Source organism: Mesorhizobium sp. M0077, from assembly GCF_040322955.1.
Classification (GTDB): domain Bacteria; phylum Pseudomonadota; class Alphaproteobacteria; order Rhizobiales; family Rhizobiaceae; genus Mesorhizobium.
Window position 1 is genome coordinate 90994 of sequence record NZ_JAMYUL010000010.1, and the last position, 14191, is coordinate 105184.

General features: G+C 63.2%; 19 protein-coding genes and 1 other RNA gene. 9 read left to right on the forward strand and 11 right to left on the reverse strand.

Going from position 1 to position 14191, the window contains the following annotated elements:
- Window positions 1–74: 74 nt before the first annotated feature.
- On the reverse strand, window positions 75–428 hold the full coding sequence (locus NKJ57_RS19805; protein WP_023736868.1) for a DUF1304 domain-containing protein: 354 nt from the start codon (window positions 426–428) through the stop codon (window positions 75–77).
- A 146-nt stretch (window positions 429–574) separates the two neighbouring features.
- Here NKJ57_RS19805 and NKJ57_RS19810 point away from each other — a divergent pair, with 146 nt between their 5' ends.
- On the forward strand, window positions 575–2062 hold the full coding sequence (locus tag NKJ57_RS19810; protein ID WP_352512201.1) for a carboxypeptidase M32: 1488 nt from the start codon (window positions 575–577) through the stop codon (window positions 2060–2062).
- Between the two features lie 10 nt (window positions 2063–2072).
- Here NKJ57_RS19810 and NKJ57_RS19815 read toward each other — a convergent pair whose 3' ends face one another.
- Window positions 2073–3875, reverse strand: coding sequence for an ABC transporter transmembrane domain-containing protein (locus tag NKJ57_RS19815; protein WP_023747298.1), 1803 nt, complete (start codon window positions 3873–3875; stop codon window positions 2073–2075).
- Between the two features lie 204 nt (window positions 3876–4079).
- Between NKJ57_RS19815 and rpmE the strand changes: the two genes are divergently transcribed.
- Both rpmE and NKJ57_RS19825 read left to right on the forward strand, forming a co-directional pair.
- Window positions 4080–4301: a 50S ribosomal protein L31 gene (gene rpmE, locus NKJ57_RS19820; protein ID WP_023668748.1), complete on the forward strand. Its 222-nt coding sequence runs from the start codon at window positions 4080–4082 to the stop codon at window positions 4299–4301.
- 85 nt (window positions 4302–4386) lie between these two features.
- Window positions 4387–4923, forward strand: coding sequence for a helix-turn-helix domain-containing protein (locus NKJ57_RS19825; RefSeq protein WP_023704900.1), 537 nt, complete (start codon window positions 4387–4389; stop codon window positions 4921–4923).
- Here NKJ57_RS19825 and NKJ57_RS19830 read toward each other — a convergent pair.
- On the reverse strand, window positions 4884–5525 hold the full coding sequence (locus NKJ57_RS19830; RefSeq protein ID WP_023704901.1) for a TetR/AcrR family transcriptional regulator: 642 nt from the start codon (window positions 5523–5525) through the stop codon (window positions 4884–4886). The genes NKJ57_RS19825 and NKJ57_RS19830 overlap by 40 nt on opposite strands.
- 118 nt (window positions 5526–5643) lie before the next feature.
- Here NKJ57_RS19830 and NKJ57_RS19835 point away from each other — a divergent pair, with 118 nt between their 5' ends.
- Window positions 5644–6471, forward strand: coding sequence for an NAD(P)H-binding protein (locus NKJ57_RS19835; protein ID WP_023704902.1), 828 nt, complete (start codon window positions 5644–5646; stop codon window positions 6469–6471).
- 1 nt (window position 6472) lies between these two features.
- Entirely contained in the window at window positions 6473–6949 is a 477-nt protein-coding gene (locus NKJ57_RS19840) for an anthrone oxygenase family protein (protein ID WP_023747300.1), read from the forward strand.
- 33 nt (window positions 6950–6982) lie between these two features.
- Here NKJ57_RS19840 and NKJ57_RS19845 read toward each other — a convergent pair whose 3' ends face one another.
- From NKJ57_RS19845 to NKJ57_RS19855, 3 genes are all read right to left on the reverse strand, one after another.
- The gene (locus NKJ57_RS19845; RefSeq protein ID WP_031196453.1) at window positions 6983–7288 is read right to left on the reverse strand and encodes an Rdx family protein; all 306 of its coding nucleotides are present in this window, start codon (window positions 7286–7288) and stop codon (window positions 6983–6985) included.
- Window positions 7289–7320: 32 nt separating this feature from the next.
- Window positions 7321–8070 carry a YebC/PmpR family DNA-binding transcriptional regulator gene (locus tag NKJ57_RS19850; RefSeq protein WP_023668740.1) on the reverse strand — a complete coding sequence of 250 codons (750 nt, stop codon included), beginning with the start codon at window positions 8068–8070 and terminating at the stop codon, window positions 7321–7323.
- 179 nt (window positions 8071–8249) lie between these two features.
- Window positions 8250–8573, reverse strand: coding sequence for an ArsR/SmtB family transcription factor (locus NKJ57_RS19855; RefSeq protein WP_023668739.1), 324 nt, complete (start codon window positions 8571–8573; stop codon window positions 8250–8252).
- Window positions 8574–8624: 51 nt separating this feature from the next.
- Between NKJ57_RS19855 and NKJ57_RS19860 the strand changes: the two genes are divergently transcribed.
- The 3 genes from NKJ57_RS19860 to NKJ57_RS19870 are packed head-to-tail and all read left to right on the forward strand — an operon-like array spanning window position 8625 to window position 10002.
- On the forward strand, window positions 8625–9107 hold the full coding sequence (locus tag NKJ57_RS19860) for an SRPBCC domain-containing protein (protein ID WP_023704905.1): 483 nt from the start codon (window positions 8625–8627) through the stop codon (window positions 9105–9107).
- A gap of 20 nt (window positions 9108–9127) precedes the next feature.
- Entirely contained in the window at window positions 9128–9490 is a 363-nt protein-coding gene (locus NKJ57_RS19865; protein WP_023704906.1) for a VOC family protein, read from the forward strand.
- Between the two features lie 29 nt (window positions 9491–9519).
- Complete coding sequence (locus tag NKJ57_RS19870) at window positions 9520–10002, forward strand: SRPBCC family protein (protein ID WP_023704907.1); 483 nt, start codon at window positions 9520–9522, stop codon at window positions 10000–10002.
- 21 nt (window positions 10003–10023) lie between these two features.
- Here the strand turns inward: NKJ57_RS19870 and NKJ57_RS19875 are convergent, their stop codons facing one another.
- From NKJ57_RS19875 to ssrS, 5 genes are all read right to left on the reverse strand, one after another.
- Entirely contained in the window at window positions 10024–10785 is a 762-nt protein-coding gene (locus NKJ57_RS19875; protein WP_023704908.1) for a TerC family protein, read from the reverse strand.
- A 70-nt stretch (window positions 10786–10855) separates the two neighbouring features.
- Window positions 10856–11680, reverse strand: a complete 825-nt coding sequence (locus tag NKJ57_RS19880) for a TIGR00282 family metallophosphoesterase (RefSeq protein ID WP_023704909.1) — start codon at window positions 11678–11680, stop codon at window positions 10856–10858.
- 56 nt (window positions 11681–11736) lie between these two features.
- Complete coding sequence (locus NKJ57_RS19885; protein WP_198020355.1) at window positions 11737–12264, reverse strand: DUF3592 domain-containing protein; 528 nt, start codon at window positions 12262–12264, stop codon at window positions 11737–11739.
- Window positions 12265–12346: 82 nt separating this feature from the next.
- Window positions 12347–12931 carry a 5-formyltetrahydrofolate cyclo-ligase gene (locus NKJ57_RS19890; RefSeq protein ID WP_023704911.1) on the reverse strand — a complete coding sequence of 195 codons (585 nt, stop codon included), beginning with the start codon at window positions 12929–12931 and terminating at the stop codon, window positions 12347–12349.
- Window positions 12932–13023: 92 nt separating this feature from the next.
- A non-coding RNA gene (gene ssrS / locus NKJ57_RS19895) (6S RNA) lies at window positions 13024–13179 on the reverse strand.
- 149 nt (window positions 13180–13328) lie between these two features.
- Here ssrS and NKJ57_RS19900 point away from each other — a divergent pair.
- Window positions 13329–14168: an AAA family ATPase gene (locus NKJ57_RS19900; RefSeq protein ID WP_023704912.1), complete on the forward strand. Its 840-nt coding sequence runs from the start codon at window positions 13329–13331 to the stop codon at window positions 14166–14168.
- Window positions 14169–14191: the final 23 nt, after the last annotated feature.

A 14191-nucleotide genomic window follows, 5' to 3' on the forward strand; every position in this document is an offset into this window, starting at 1 on the left:
CGCTCTGATATCTCCAGGAATGAGGAAGGGACTGTCTGACGCCCCCGGATCTGGCTCCGAGGGCGTCTTTTTTGTCACCAGCCCAGCCACAGCGCAGCGAGGCCCAGCACCGCCGGCACGGTCTGAATATAGAGGATCTTCCGGCTGGCAGTCGCCGCGCCATAGAGGCCGGCGACGGCGATGCAAAGCAGGAAGAACACCTTGATCTGGAATCCCGCCGCGCCGAGATAGAGGCCCCAGATCAGCCCGGCGGCAAGGAAGCCGTTGTAGAGCCCCTGATTGGCGGCGAGCACCTTCGATGCGCTGGCGAAGTCCGGCTTGAGGTTGAACGCCCTGTGCCCGCGCGGTGTGTCCCACGCCACCATCTCCAGATAGACGATATAGAGGTGGATCAGGGCCACCAGCCCGACCAGGATATTGCCGATCATCTTAGTCTCCCCTGCATGGCGGTGTTCCACCGTCAGCCAGCATTCCACGCACCAGCTCACCGGCGCAAGCTGCATAGCCACCTTTGAGGGTTGCCAATCCTGGCGCGTTGGTATCTTTTCCCGCGGTCCAAAACGCGGAACCTGCCATGTCTTTTCAGAAGCTCGATGATCTCGGCCACAAGCTCGAAGCGCTGGAACATGCGCTCGCTATCCTCGGCGCCGACGAGGCGACCCACATGGCCGTCGGCGGCGGCGAGAAGCGCGCCGAAGCCATGTCGTCCCTGGCCGGGATGCTGCATATCAGGGCAACGGCGCCGGAGATCGCCGACTGGCTCGCCGCCGCAGAAGCTGAAGCGCTCAACGAGGAGCAGCACGCGGCGGTTCGGGAGTTGCGCCGGCAATACACCAACCTGACCTGCCTGCCGGTCGAATTCGTCGAGCGCCAGACGGTAGCGCGCATGCGCTCGGAGCAACTCTGGCGCGACCTGCGCGCCAAGAACGACTGGGCCGGATTCCTGCCGGCGCTCGAAGGTGTCATCGCGCTGGTGCGCGAGGAAGCCGCCCTGCGCGCCGACGCGCTCGGCCTCGATCCCTACGACGCGCTGATGGAGCAATACGATCCTGGCAACCGCGCCGCCGACATCACGCCGGTCTTCACCGAGCTGAAGACATTCCTGAAGGGCTTCGTGCCGGAAGCCCTGGCCGCGCAGGAAGCGCGCCTGGCCAGGCATCCCGTGAAGCCGCTCTCCGGCAGCTATGCGATCGACAAACAGCGCGAGCTTGGTCTCGCCATGATGGCTTCGGTCGGCTTCGACCTCACCCACGGTTCTCTGTCCGTATCGCACCATCCCTTCTGCGGCGGCGTGCCGAGCGACGTGCGCATCACCACCCGCTACAAAACGTCCGATTTCCTGTCGGCTTTGATGGGCGTGCTGCACGAGACCGGCCATGCGCTCTACGAGCAGAACCTACCGAAGGCCTGGGCGCACTGGCCGCTCGGCAAGGCGCGCGGCATGGCGGTGCATGAAAGCCAGAGCCTGTTCGTCGAGAAACAGGTCGGCCGCAACCCCGAATTCTGGCGCTGGGCGCTGCCCGTGGTCGAAAAGCATCTCGGCGAAGCCTGGTCGCTGGACGACATCCTGCCGCATGTGCACCGGGTAGAGCGCGGGCTGATCCGCGTCGACGCCGACGAGGTCACCTACCCGCTGCATGTCATCCTGCGCTACGAGTTGGAGCAGGAGCTGGTCTCGGGGCGGCTGCAGGCGGCCGACCTGCCCGAAGCCTGGGACGCCAAGATGCGGGAGTATCTTGGCCTTTCGACCATCGACAACCCAGCCGACGGACCGATGCAGGACGTGCATTGGCCGGGCGCCGCCTTCGGCTATTTCCCGTCCTATACGCTGGGCGCCATGATGGCGGCGCAGCAATGGGCTGCGCTGACGCGCGACCATCCTTCAGCCGACAGCGAGCTTGCCAACGGCAATTTCGCCGCCATCAATGACTGGCGCCGCGACAAGATCTGGTCGCAGGGTTCGCGCTGGTCGACGCCCGAACTGCTTGAGCGCGCCACCGGCGAAAAGCTCAACGCCGGGTATTTCACCGAGCATCTCCGCAAGCGGTATGGTCCCGCCTGATTGCGGGTTGCTACTCCGCGGCACCCCTGAAGGCGCTTGCTCCGGTTTCGAACTGCAGCTTGGCCAGCCTTGCATAGATGCCGCCCTTGGCGACCAGGCTCTGGTGCGTGCCTTCCTCGACGATGCGGCCGCCATCCATGACCAGGATGCGGTCGGCCTTCAGCACGGTCGCCAGCCGGTGGGCGATGACGATGGTGGTGCGGCCCTGCATCAGCCGTTCCAGCGCGGTCTGCACCAGCGTTTCGCTTTCGGCGTCGAGCGCCGACGTGGCTTCGTCGAGCAGCAGGATCGGCGCGTCGCGCAGGATGGCGCGGGCGATCGCCACGCGCTGGCGTTGGCCGCCGGACAAGGTGACGCCGCGCTCGCCGACCTGGCTATCGTAGCCCTTGTCGAGCCTGAGGATGAATTCGTCGGCCAGCGCTGCCCTGGCGGCGGCCTCGATCTCGGCATTCGTCGCGCCCGGCCGGCCAAAGCCGATATTGTCGCGCGCGCTTGCCGCAAAGATGGTGACATCCTGCGGCACGATGGCAATGCGCTCCCGCACTTCAGCCGGATCGGCTTTGCGCACGTCGACACCGTCAATGGCGATGCGGCCGGTTTCGGGATCGTAGAAGCGCAGGATCAGCGAAAAGACGGTGCTCTTTCCGGCGCCCGACGGGCCGACGATCGCCACCGTCTCGCCGGGCTTGACCTGAAAACTCAAGCCGTGGACGGCGGCACGGTCCGGCCTTGCCGGGTAGGAGAAGGAGACGTCGTCGAAACTGATCGCGCCTGTCGCCTTGGCGGGCAGCGGCAGCGGATTGGCCGGCGGTTGAATCGCCGGCGTCTCGTCGAGTATCTCGGTCAGCCTTTCGGCCGCACCCGCCGCCTGGGCAAGCTCGCCCCAGACTTCCGACAGTGCGCCCAGCGCGCCTGCGGCAAACACGGAGTAAAGCAGGAACTGGCCGAGCGTGCCGGGCGACATCGTGCCGGCAAGCACGTCACGCGAGCCGAACCACAACACCGCCACGACCGAGGAAAAGATCATGAAGATGGCAAAGAAGGTGAGCAGCGAGCGGGAGAAGATCGACGAGCGCGCCGCCTGGAAGGCGGCTTCCACCGCGGCCGAGAACCGCCCGGTGACCAGCGTCTCGTTGGTGAACGCCTGCAGCGTGCGCACCGCGCCGATCTGCTCGCTGGCATAGGCGGTCGCTTGCGCCAGCGTATCCTGCGCCTGCCGTGACCGGCGCCTCACCGAACGGCCGAACGCGACCAGCGGCAGCACGATGAGCGGAATGGCCGCGATCACCAGGCCCGACAGTTTCGGGCTGGTGACGACCATCATCGCCACCGCGCCAAGGCCGAGGATGACGTTGCGCAACGCCACGGAGGCGGTGGCGCCGACGGCGGATTTCACCTGCGTGGTGTCGGCGGCAAGCCGCGAGACGATCTCGCCCGACTGGGCGGTGTCGAAGAAGGACGGCGAAAGCGTCGTGACATGCGAAAACACGTCGCTGCGGATGTCGGCAACGACCCGCTCGCCGAGCGTGATGACGAAGTAGTAGCGTCCGGCCGACGCCGCCGCCAGAATGGCTGCCATCGCAACCAAAGCGGCGAAATACTCGGCGATGAAGACGGTGCCGGAAGCACTGAAACCGTGATCGATCATGCGCCGCACGGCCAGCGGCAGCGCCAGCGTCGTCGCCGCGGCGATGGCGAGCGAAATGAGGGCGCCTATGACCAGTTTGCGGTAGCGGAATATGTAGGGATATAGGCGCCTGAGCGGCCCGAGCGAGCGCCTGCGCCCGTCTTGCTCGCCGCTGATGTCCGCCATGACCGTTTCCTCTGGCCGCTCCAGGTGGGCGCGTTCAATATGCGCCTGCCGTGGCCTTGTGATTCAATTCCGGCTGATGTATAGGCTCGCCGACCGTTTTAGAAGCCGTGGCTTTTCAATAGCTGCGGCTTCGAGTTTTAAAAAGGGGCGCATCGACGCAGGCCGCGGGCCCGTCTGTAGCGCCGCAAGCCAGGAAGCACGACAATGAAGGCCGATATCCATCCCGACTACCACACCATCAAGGTCGTCATGACCGATGGCACCGAATACTCGACCCGTTCGACCTGGGGCAAGGAAGGCGATACGATGAACCTCGATATCGACCCGACCACGCACCCGGCCTGGACCGGCGGCCAGCAGACCCTGCTCGACCGCGGCGGTCGCCTGTCGAAGTTCAAGAAGCGCTTCGAAGGGTTCGGCCTTTAAGCCTATCGGCTTTCGCAGATCAGGAACCCGCCCTTGTGGCGGGTTTTTTGTTCAGCGGATCGTGGCGCGGACGAAATCGCCTTTGATGACGATCGAGGGTTTGGCACCGGCAGTGTTGGCAAGCGAACTGTCGACGAAGGACGCCGACGCGGTCACCGAGCAAGCTACGCCACGGGCGACGAGCGAGGATTCCGCGGTCGCGGCGGCGGTCGACGCGCTGATGCGGTCAAAAGAACTCTACAGGGACGTTGACCTCAACCTCGGCCGTATCGCCAGGCGCCTCGGCCTGCCGGCGCGGCAAGTGTCGTCGACGGTCAACCGCATCCACGGATCGAGCGTGTCGCAATATGTCAACGACCAGCGCATCGGCGAAGCCTGCCGCCTGCTGGCGGCCAGCGACGAACCCATCACCCGCATCATGTTCGACGCCGGGTTTCTCAGCAAATCGAACGTCAACCGCGAGTTCCTGCGCGTGACAGGCTTGAGCCCGAAGGCTTGGCGGCTGGAGCATCGGGCCGTCGAAGCGAAATCTCGCGGCCATGCCGTTGCCAGGCGAGACAAAATGAAGGCGGGCGACACCGGTCAGGCGCCGACTAATTCCCGCAGCGCCATGCGCTTGTAGGCGGCGACCAGCCTGTCGCCCTCCTGCCGGTCGACCGAGATCGCCAGCCGCACGGCAGCCTCGCCCATCTGCCAGACAAGGAAGGCCGTCGTCTCCAGCGCCACCGGATCGGCACCGGGATGCAGCCGCTTCAGCACCGTGGTCAGGAATTCGGCATTCGCCCGGCTGTCGGCAAGTTCGAGCTGGCGCAGCGCCTTGTCAGCCTGGGTGCCCGACCAGATGTCGCGCATCACCGGCTCGGCCAGGAACAGCTGGTAGTAGATATCGACCAGCTCCGAAAACGCCTGCCGCAGGCCCTCGGCGTCGACGACATCCTTGAGCGCCGAGGAGATGCAGGCCTGGCTTTCGGCGGTGTAGCGCTCGGCCAGCGCCCAGACGATCGCCCGCTTGTCGGGAAAGAACTGGTAGAGCGAGCCGATCGACACCGCGGCCCGTTCCGCCACCTCGCCCATGCGCATGGCGTCGCTGCCTTGCTCGGCAATCAGCGCCGAGGCTGCGGCCAGCATGCGCTCGACCCGCTCGCGGCTGCGCTGCTGGGTGGGCGCCCGTCGCGGCGATGCGACCTGCTCCTGGGCAGATGCGGGCGTTGCTGTGTCTTCCATGACGGCCTCCGGCCTCGACAAAATCTGCCAACAAACGGCTTGACTCCCAAAATACGAGGGTTTATCACGTTTTGCAAATGTGAGGATTACTCATGTTTGTAAACAAAGGAAACCCACAATGACCGACACCAAACCAGTCCTGATCCTCGGTGGCACTGGCAAGACCGGCCGTCGCCTCGCCGAGCGGCTGACCTCACAGGGCATTCCCGTGCGCATCGGCTCGCGTTCCGGCAGCCCCCGCTTCGACTGGGAGGTTCCGGCGACCTGGGAGCCTGCCATGCAGGGCTTGGGCGCCGTGTACATCAGTTACTATCCCGACATCGCCGTGCCGGGCGCCGCCGAGACCGTCGGCGCCTTCGCCAGGCTTGCGGTGGCAAATGGCGTCACCCGCATAGTGCTGCTCTCCGGCCGCGGCGAGACCGAAGCCCAGCGCGCCGAAGAGATGGTCAAAGCCTCGGGCGCTGACTGGACGATCCTGCGTTGCGCTTGGTTTTCGCAGAATTTCAGCGAAGGTTTTCTCGTCGAGTCCTTGCGGCAAGGCGAAGTGGCTTTGCCTGTCGGCCCTGTTGGCGAGCCCTTCGTCGATGTCGACGACATCGCCGATGCTGCCTTCGTTGCGCTGACCGAACCGGGTCATGTCGGCCAGCTCTATGAGCTGACCGGGCCGCGGCTGCTAAGCTTCGCCGACGCGGTTGCCGAGATCGCCAAGGCGACCGGCCGCGACATCCGCTATATCAAGAGCTCGCATGACGAATTCACCGCCGCGACGGCGGCATACGAACTGCCGCCCGAAATCGCCTGGCTTCTCAACGAGCTGTTCACCGAAGTGCTTGACGGCCGCAACGAGACGCTGACCGACGGCGTCCAGCGTGTGCTCGGCCGCGCGCCGAAAGACTTTTCCGCCTACGCAAATGAAACCGCTGCAACCGGCATCTGGAGCAACTGAGATGATCAAGCTTTTTCCCACCCTCACCATCATCGCTGCAATCGGCTCGGGCGTCGTCGGCGGCGTGTTCTTCGCCTTTTCCAACTTTATCATGGCGGCGCTTGCCCGGCTGCCGGTCCCCCAAGGCATCGCAGCGATGAATTCGATCAACATCACGGTGATCACGCCCACCTTCATGACGGCGCTGTTCGGCACCGGCCTGCTCTGTCTGGTGCTTATCGCCGCCGTTCTCATGGGGTGGAGCCAGTCCGGCTCATACTGGCTGCTTGCCGGCGCCGTGATCTATTTGATCGGCAACCCGATCGTGACCATGGTCTTCAATGTGCCGCTCAACGATGCGCTCGCCGCCGTCGACCCGGCCAGCGCCGATGGCGCAGCCGTGTGGGCGAACCATCTGAATCAATGGGTGATGTGGAACCACGTCCGCACCATCACCGCCATCGTGTCGATGGCCAGCTTCATCTTCGCATTACTCTGAAGAATGGCACTCCGAAATGCAGAAGACCTCGCCTCAAGCGGGGTCGTTTTGCGTGTGACCCTTGTGGTCGGAATGGCCTAGATCCCGGTCCGGATCGATGACGTCGCGCACCAGCTGCTTGAGCCTGGCGGCATCGGGAAAGCCGCCGTCGCGCTTGCGGTCCCAGATCAGCACATCGTTGCAGGAAACGGTGAAGATGCCGCCTGTGCCCGGCACCAGCGTCACTTCACCGAGATCCGTGCCGAAGGTGGAGAGCAGCTCCTGCGCCATCCAGCCGGCCCGCAGCAGCCACTGGCACTGCGTGCAATAGGTGATGCGGATGATGTGCAGCTCGCTCATGTCGGATTGAGTTCCGCCAATGTCCTGGTCGATCATGCCGCGCTGAGCTTGGCCATGGTCTCGTCGTCAACCTCGAAATTGGCGTAGACGCTCTGCACGTCGTCATCGTCCTCGAGCGTTGCCACCAGTTTCATCAGCGATTGCGCCCGCTCTTCGTCGACCGGGACATTGTTCTGCGGCTGCCAGATCGGCTTCACCGATTCGGCCTCGCCAAGCGAGGCTTCCAGCGCCTTAGACACTTCGCCCATACTCTCGAACGCGCAGTAGATGGTGTGGCCTTCCTCGTCGGACTCGACGTCATCGGCGCCGGCCTCGATCGCCGCGTCCATCACCTTGTCGGCGCTGCCGGCGGAGGCCGGATAGTAAATCTCGCCGGCGCGGTTCCACATGAACGACACCGAGCCGGTTTCACCAAGCGCACCGCCGGCTTTGGTGAAGGCGGCGCGCACGTTGGAGGCCGAGCGGTTGCGGTTGTCAGTCAGCGCCTCGACGATCAGCGCCACGCCGCCTGGCCCATAGCCTTCATAGCGCACCGCTTCGTAATTCTCGGCATCGCCCATCGACGCCTTGTTGATGGCGCGCTGGATGTTGTCCTTCGGCATCGACACCGCCTTGGCGTTCTGGATGGCCAGGCGCAAACGCGGGTTCATCGATGGGTCGGGCGTCCCGCTCTTGGCGGCGACGGTGATTTCGCGCGCCAGCTTGGAAAACATTTTCGACCGCACCGCATCCTGGCGGCCCTTGCGGTGCATGATGTTCTTGAACTGTGAATGGCCAGCCATGGCACCCCTGTCGTCTTCGGCTAGAGCATCCCGAAGCGAGGTGGTCTCACCTCGTCTTCCCGGGTACTCGAATTCAAATTTCAGAGCCGTCTAAGGTGCAACGCGATGGATGCACGGCGTTCTCTGTCGGAATGGCCGGCTTATAGATAAATCGGCTCAATTCGTCCAGCCGCGCCGGTTCAGCCCTCCAGATCGGATTTCAGCCGGTCGATAATGCTGAGCGCATGGCCGGCATACTGGCTGATCCAGCGGTCGTGGATGTGCTTGATCGGCAGGGCGTTGAGATGGTTCCAGCGCTCTCGCCCTTGGCGCTTTGCCACCACCAGTTCGGCTTCTTCCAGCACCTTGAGATGCAGCATGACGGTGCAGCGATCGATGTCGGGAAACGCCTCGCACAACATGCCGGTCGTCTGCGGCGCATCCTTCAGCCGATCCAGCAATTCGCGACGGCGCGGATGCGCCAACGCCTTGAAAACGTGATCGTCCGCGGTTTGGCTTGACATGTTATGTTTCTATAACATATCGTCGAGCCAATCAAGGAAGGAGCTGTGGATATGTCTCTTGGATTCAGAGTTTCCGGACGCATCGGCAAACCGGTCGCAGAAGTCTTCGACGCAGTCGTCAATCCGGAGAAGCTCAGCGGCTATTTCACCACCATCGGCGGCGCCAGCGGCCCGCTGGAAGCCGGCATCGGTGTCGTCTGGTGGGGAAAAGTGCCGGTCGAGGTCGATGAAGTGGTCAAGGACAGCCGCATCGTGTTGCGCTGGGATGCCACAGATGCCGAGGACAGGCCGGCCTACAAGACACGCATCGAGATGAACTTCGAGCCGCTGGACGATGGCGGCACCCTTGTGACCATTGCTGAATCCGGCTGGCCGGAAGGCGTGGTCGGCCTGCAGAAATCCTACCTCAATTGCGAGGGCTGGTCGCAGATGCTGGCTTGCATGAAGGCCTATGTCGAATACGGCATCAACCTGCGCGACGGCTACTACCGCGGCGAGATGAGGGGCGAGCCGGCCAACGAGACAAACAGATGAACCGCGCAACGGAGCCCGCAATGACCGCGAAAATGACAGGTGGAATCAACATCGCCATGAAAGTCCCGTCACATCAGTACGAGGCGACGATCGCCTTCTATCGCGACGTCGTCGGCTTGAATCCATTCACCGCCAAGACGCCGGCCATCGGCTTCGAGCTTGGCCCAAACCGTCTGTGGATCGACGAGGCGCCGATGCTGAGCCAGGCCGAAGTCTGGCTTGAGCTTTTCACCGACAATTCTGCAGCCATTGCGGATCATCTCGCCAAGGCCGGCGTCGTCCGTTGCGACGCGGTCGAGCCCCTGGGCGAAGGCTTTCGCGGCTTCTGGATCGCCAACCCGGCCAGCATCGTTGACATGGTGCGCGAGCCTGACGCCTGGTGAGCGCAAACCGGACAAGGAAAGGAGCATCGATGGAAATTCACAAAACGCCGACTGCCGAAGCCGGCATGCTGATCAGGCGGCCGGTCGCCGAGGTCTTCGAGGCGATCGTCGACCCGGCCATCACCACGAAATTCTGGTTTACCCACAGTAGCGGCCGGCTGGATAGCCGCAAAGAGGTTCACTGGGAGTGGCGCATGTACGGGGCCTCGGCGATGGTCAATGTCAGCGAGATCGTCGAGAACAAGAAGATCGTCATGCAATGGAGCGATCCGCCGACCACTGTGGTCTGGACATTCACGGAGATGCCCGGCGCCGAAACGCCTGACGGTGCGACCTTTCTTGAGGTCAGCAATTTCGGCTTCGCCGGCACCGCCGACGAGCAGGTCAAGCAGGCGGTCGGCTCGACCGACGGCTTCGCACTGGTTCTTGCCGGCGCAAAGGCATGGCTGGAACAGGGCCTGTCGCTTGGCCTGATCGGCGACCGTTATCCGAAGGGCGTGCCGGGGCGCTAGGATCGCCCCGATCGCCCAGCCTCAATGCCCACCGCTGGATTTCTTCCTTCGCCGCGCCAGCATGTTGAGGCCCTCGACCAGGGCGGAAAAGCCCATCGCGGCGTAGATGTAGCCCTTCGGCACATGATAGCCCATGCCGTCGGCGATCAGCGTCATGCCGATCATCAGCAGGAAGCCCAGCGCCAGCATGACGATGCTCGGGTTCTTGGCGATGAAATTGGCCAGCGGCCCGGCCGCCAGCATCATCACGCTCACCGCCACGATCACGGCGATGTACATGATGGCAATCTCGTCGGTCATGCCGACGGCGGTGATGATCGAATCGATCGAAAAGACGAGATCGAGCAGCAGGATCTGGAAGATGGCGCCGGCAAGCGAGATCTGCAGCGTCTCGCCCATCATCGTATCCTTGTGGTCGTCGGGATCGACGGTGTGGTGGATTTCCTTGGTCGCCTTCCAGACCAGGAACAGGCCGCCGGCGATCAGGATCAGGTCGCGCCAGGAAAAGCCATGGCCGAACGCTGTGAACACCGGCGTCGTCAGCTGCACGATGATGGAGATGGTTGCGAGCAGCACCAGCCGCATGATCAGCGCCGCCGAGATGCCGAGACGCCGGGCGCGGGCGCGCTGCGCTTCCGGCAATTTGTTGGTCAGGATCGAGATGAAGATCAGATTATCGATGCCGAGCACGACCTCGAGCACGATCAGCGTCAGCAACGCGACCCACGCGGTTGGATCGGAAACAAATTGAAAATGCGGCGCCAGGAATTCAACGAGCTGCATGGAGGTCGTCCCCTCTACGATCTAGAGCAGTTTCGTCGCCAGTTAGGTACTATATTCCACCATATCAATGTCACGACCAGAAGGATGGCGCGGTTTCTTCAAGCCGAGGCCCGCGGCGAAACGGCGCGATCTTTTCGGCCAGGCCCGTCCGGTCGGAAATGTCGACGCCGACGCCGCACAATGTCGCCGGTCCGGTGGCCGCCTCGAAGCGGCCTTTCGGAACTTTCGACAGGAAGCGGTTGAGCGGCTCTTCCTTGTCCATGCCGAGCGAGGAATCATAGTCTCCGCACATGCCGGCATCGGACATGTAGCCGGTGCCGCCATTGAGGATCTGGTGGTCGGCCGTCGGCTGGTGCGTATGGGTGCCGATGACGAGGCTGGCGCGGCCGTCGACGAAATGCGCGAAGCACATTTTCTCCGAGGTCGCTTCGGCATGGAAGTCGATGACCACGGCATCGGCCTGCTCGCCCAGCGGACAGGCGGCCAGCTCGCGCTCGCCAGCCTGGAACGGATCGTCGAGCTCGGGATGCATGAACACCCGGCCCATGATGTTGGCGACCAGCACGCGCGCACCGTTTTTGGCGATATAGACGCCGGAGCCGCGCCCCGGCGTTCCCTTGGGGAAGTTGGACGGGCGCAAAAAGCGCTCCTCGCGCGGCGCGAAGATCAGTGCGTCGCGCTGGTCCCAGACATGGTTGCCGGTGGTGACGACATCGGCACCGGCGGCGATGGTGTCGCGAAAAATGTCTTCGGTGATGCCGAAGCCGCCGGCGGCGTTCTCGCCATTGACGATGACGAAGTCGAGTTTGAAATCCGAGATCAGGCTGGGCAGTTGTTCCCGCACCGCCGTACGTCCCGATTTGCCCACCATGTCGCCGAGGAAGAGAAGTCTCATGCCCACTTCTATCCAGAGGCACGGACGCTAGGCAAGCGCTACCCGGGCGATTGGCGCTAACGCCGGCCGAAAGTACCACGCTGCTGTTGAGACGGCTTTGCGCTCGCGCCCGCGACGCGAACTGCCGAAGGTATCATCGGTGACGCCGGCGGTGCGGTGCGTCCGCGCAGCCAGAAGAACCACACGTAGAAAACAGTGAACCCACCAGTAGCGGCCAGGAGCAACAGCCCGCCGCGCCAGCCCTTCATCGCCGCGGTATCGAGGATCGATGGATTGGCAGGGTTGTAATACAACTCCACCGCGTCGCCTTTCGACGCCGTGTAGAGGCCGATGTCCTTTCCCTTGCCGGACCACGTCATCGGTGCATCGTTCGCGACATAGGTGACAGCGACGTTGATGCCTTTCGTGGTGAGGCCATTACCCTGGGCTTCGCTGTAGGAACTGACATCCGTCACTGTGGCAACCGTCTGATGCCAGGCGAACTGGTGGTGCAGGGCCGTTCCGGAAATGTGCAATGCCATCGCGAACAGCGTCACCGCTATGAGGACGAACGGCATCAGCAGGAAGCGTGCGAAGACAAACATGATGGCCGCCATCGGCTCGGACTGTGTTGCCGGAATACTATCCGGCACGTCTTGGAAACGCGTTAAGCGGGATCGCGGTCTTTTAAGCGATATCGAAGCGGCGCAAACCGCTCTCGGTCAGTATTTCCGGGATGATGACGTCGTGCGCCTCATCCGGCACCAGACCCACCTCCTGGCAATCGAAGGCGATGCCGATCAGTCGTGGCGGCTGGCCCTTGTCGATCAGCTTGGCGATGGCGCGGTCGTAATAGCCGGCGCCATACCCGATGCGATGACCGCGGCTGTCGAAGGCCGCGAGCGGCACCAGCATCACCGCGGGATCGAGAACCTCGGCCTCCGCATGCGGACCGACCGTGCCAAAACCCATCTCGACCATCGGCGCGCCGCGCACCAGTTCGCGAAAGACGATGGTGGTCTTGTCGAGGATGGCCGGCAGGCAAAGCCTGGCCCCCTTCTCGCGCAAGGCGAACATCAGCGGCCTGATGTCGACTTCCGATCGCATCGGCCAGAAAGCTGAAACGATCTGACCCGGCTCGATGGCGAGGTGGTCGCGCGCCGTCTCGGCCATCTCAAGCGCGATCTCCACCCGCCACAGCGGATCGAGCGCATCGCGGCGGCCGAGTGCCTCGAGGCGCAGCTGCTTTTTCAGGGCTTTGGGAGATGTCATGCGCGGACGATAGAAAAGGTCGGATCTGGGTGACGTTTCATGAGCGACGTTTTCTACCACATCATCCGCCAAACTGGGCGGATACAGGTAAGTGACGATCCACACAACCGGTGGAGAGAGCGATCCCGGGAACCTACAAAGTAGGTGGGCGCCGTATGAGAAAACCCACGGGTCTTCCCAGGGACAGCTCCCTAAGGATCGTTAAGGCCCCGGGGAAAATGTTCTCCTGCCGGGAAGCGCAGACCGCCAAGCCCAATATAGGCGGCTGGTCGGTCAAGCGCTAGTGACATGAGCCGATGTTTCCATTTCGATCTCACACGCTTGCGTCGCAGCCGGCTCGCCCTTGCACAGGTCAAGCAGCGTCCTTACGGTCGCGCTCACCAACCGAGGAGCAAGTATGCGTTTCGAAGGCACGGCGGCCTATGTCGCCGACAAGGATCTGATGGTGGCGGTGAACGCCGCGATCGCGCTGGAGCGGCCATTGCTGGTCAAGGGCGAGCCGGGCACCGGCAAGACCGAGCTTGCCCGCCAGGTGGCATCGGCGCTCGGCCTCGACCTGATCGAATGGCACGTCAAGTCGACCACCCGTGCGCAGCAGGGACTGTATGAATATGATGCTGTCTCGCGGCTGCGCGACAGCCAGCTCGGCGATGCCAGGTTCAACGACATCAAAAACTACATCAAGCGCGGCAAGCTCTGGGACGCCTTCGCGGCTGGCAAGAAGGTCGTGCTGTTGATCGACGAGATCGACAAGGCCGATATTGAATTCCCCAACGACCTGCTGCAGGAACTCGATCGAATGGAGTTCTTCGTCTACGAAACCGGCGAGACGATCCGCGCCGCTGTGCGCCCCATCGTCATCATAACCTCCAACAATGAGAAGGAACTGCCCGACGCCTTCCTGCGCCGCTGCTTCTTCCACTACATCCGCTTTCCCGATGTCGAGACGCTGCACAAAATCGTCGACGTGCACTATCCCGGCATAAAGCAGAATTTGGTACGGGCAGCCCTCACCCAGTTCTACGAGATCCGCGATGTGCCGGGGCTGAAGAAGAAGCCGTCGACCTCCGAGGCGCTCGACTGGATCCGCCTGCTGGTCGCCGACGACATCGCACCCGAGGATTTGCGCGCCGATCCGAAGAACGCGCTGCCCAAGCTGCATGGCGCGCTGTTGAAGAACGAGCAGGATGTGCATCTGTTCGAGCGCCTGGCGTTCATGGCGCGAAGGCAGGGGTGAGGATCGGCGGTTAGCTAACAGCT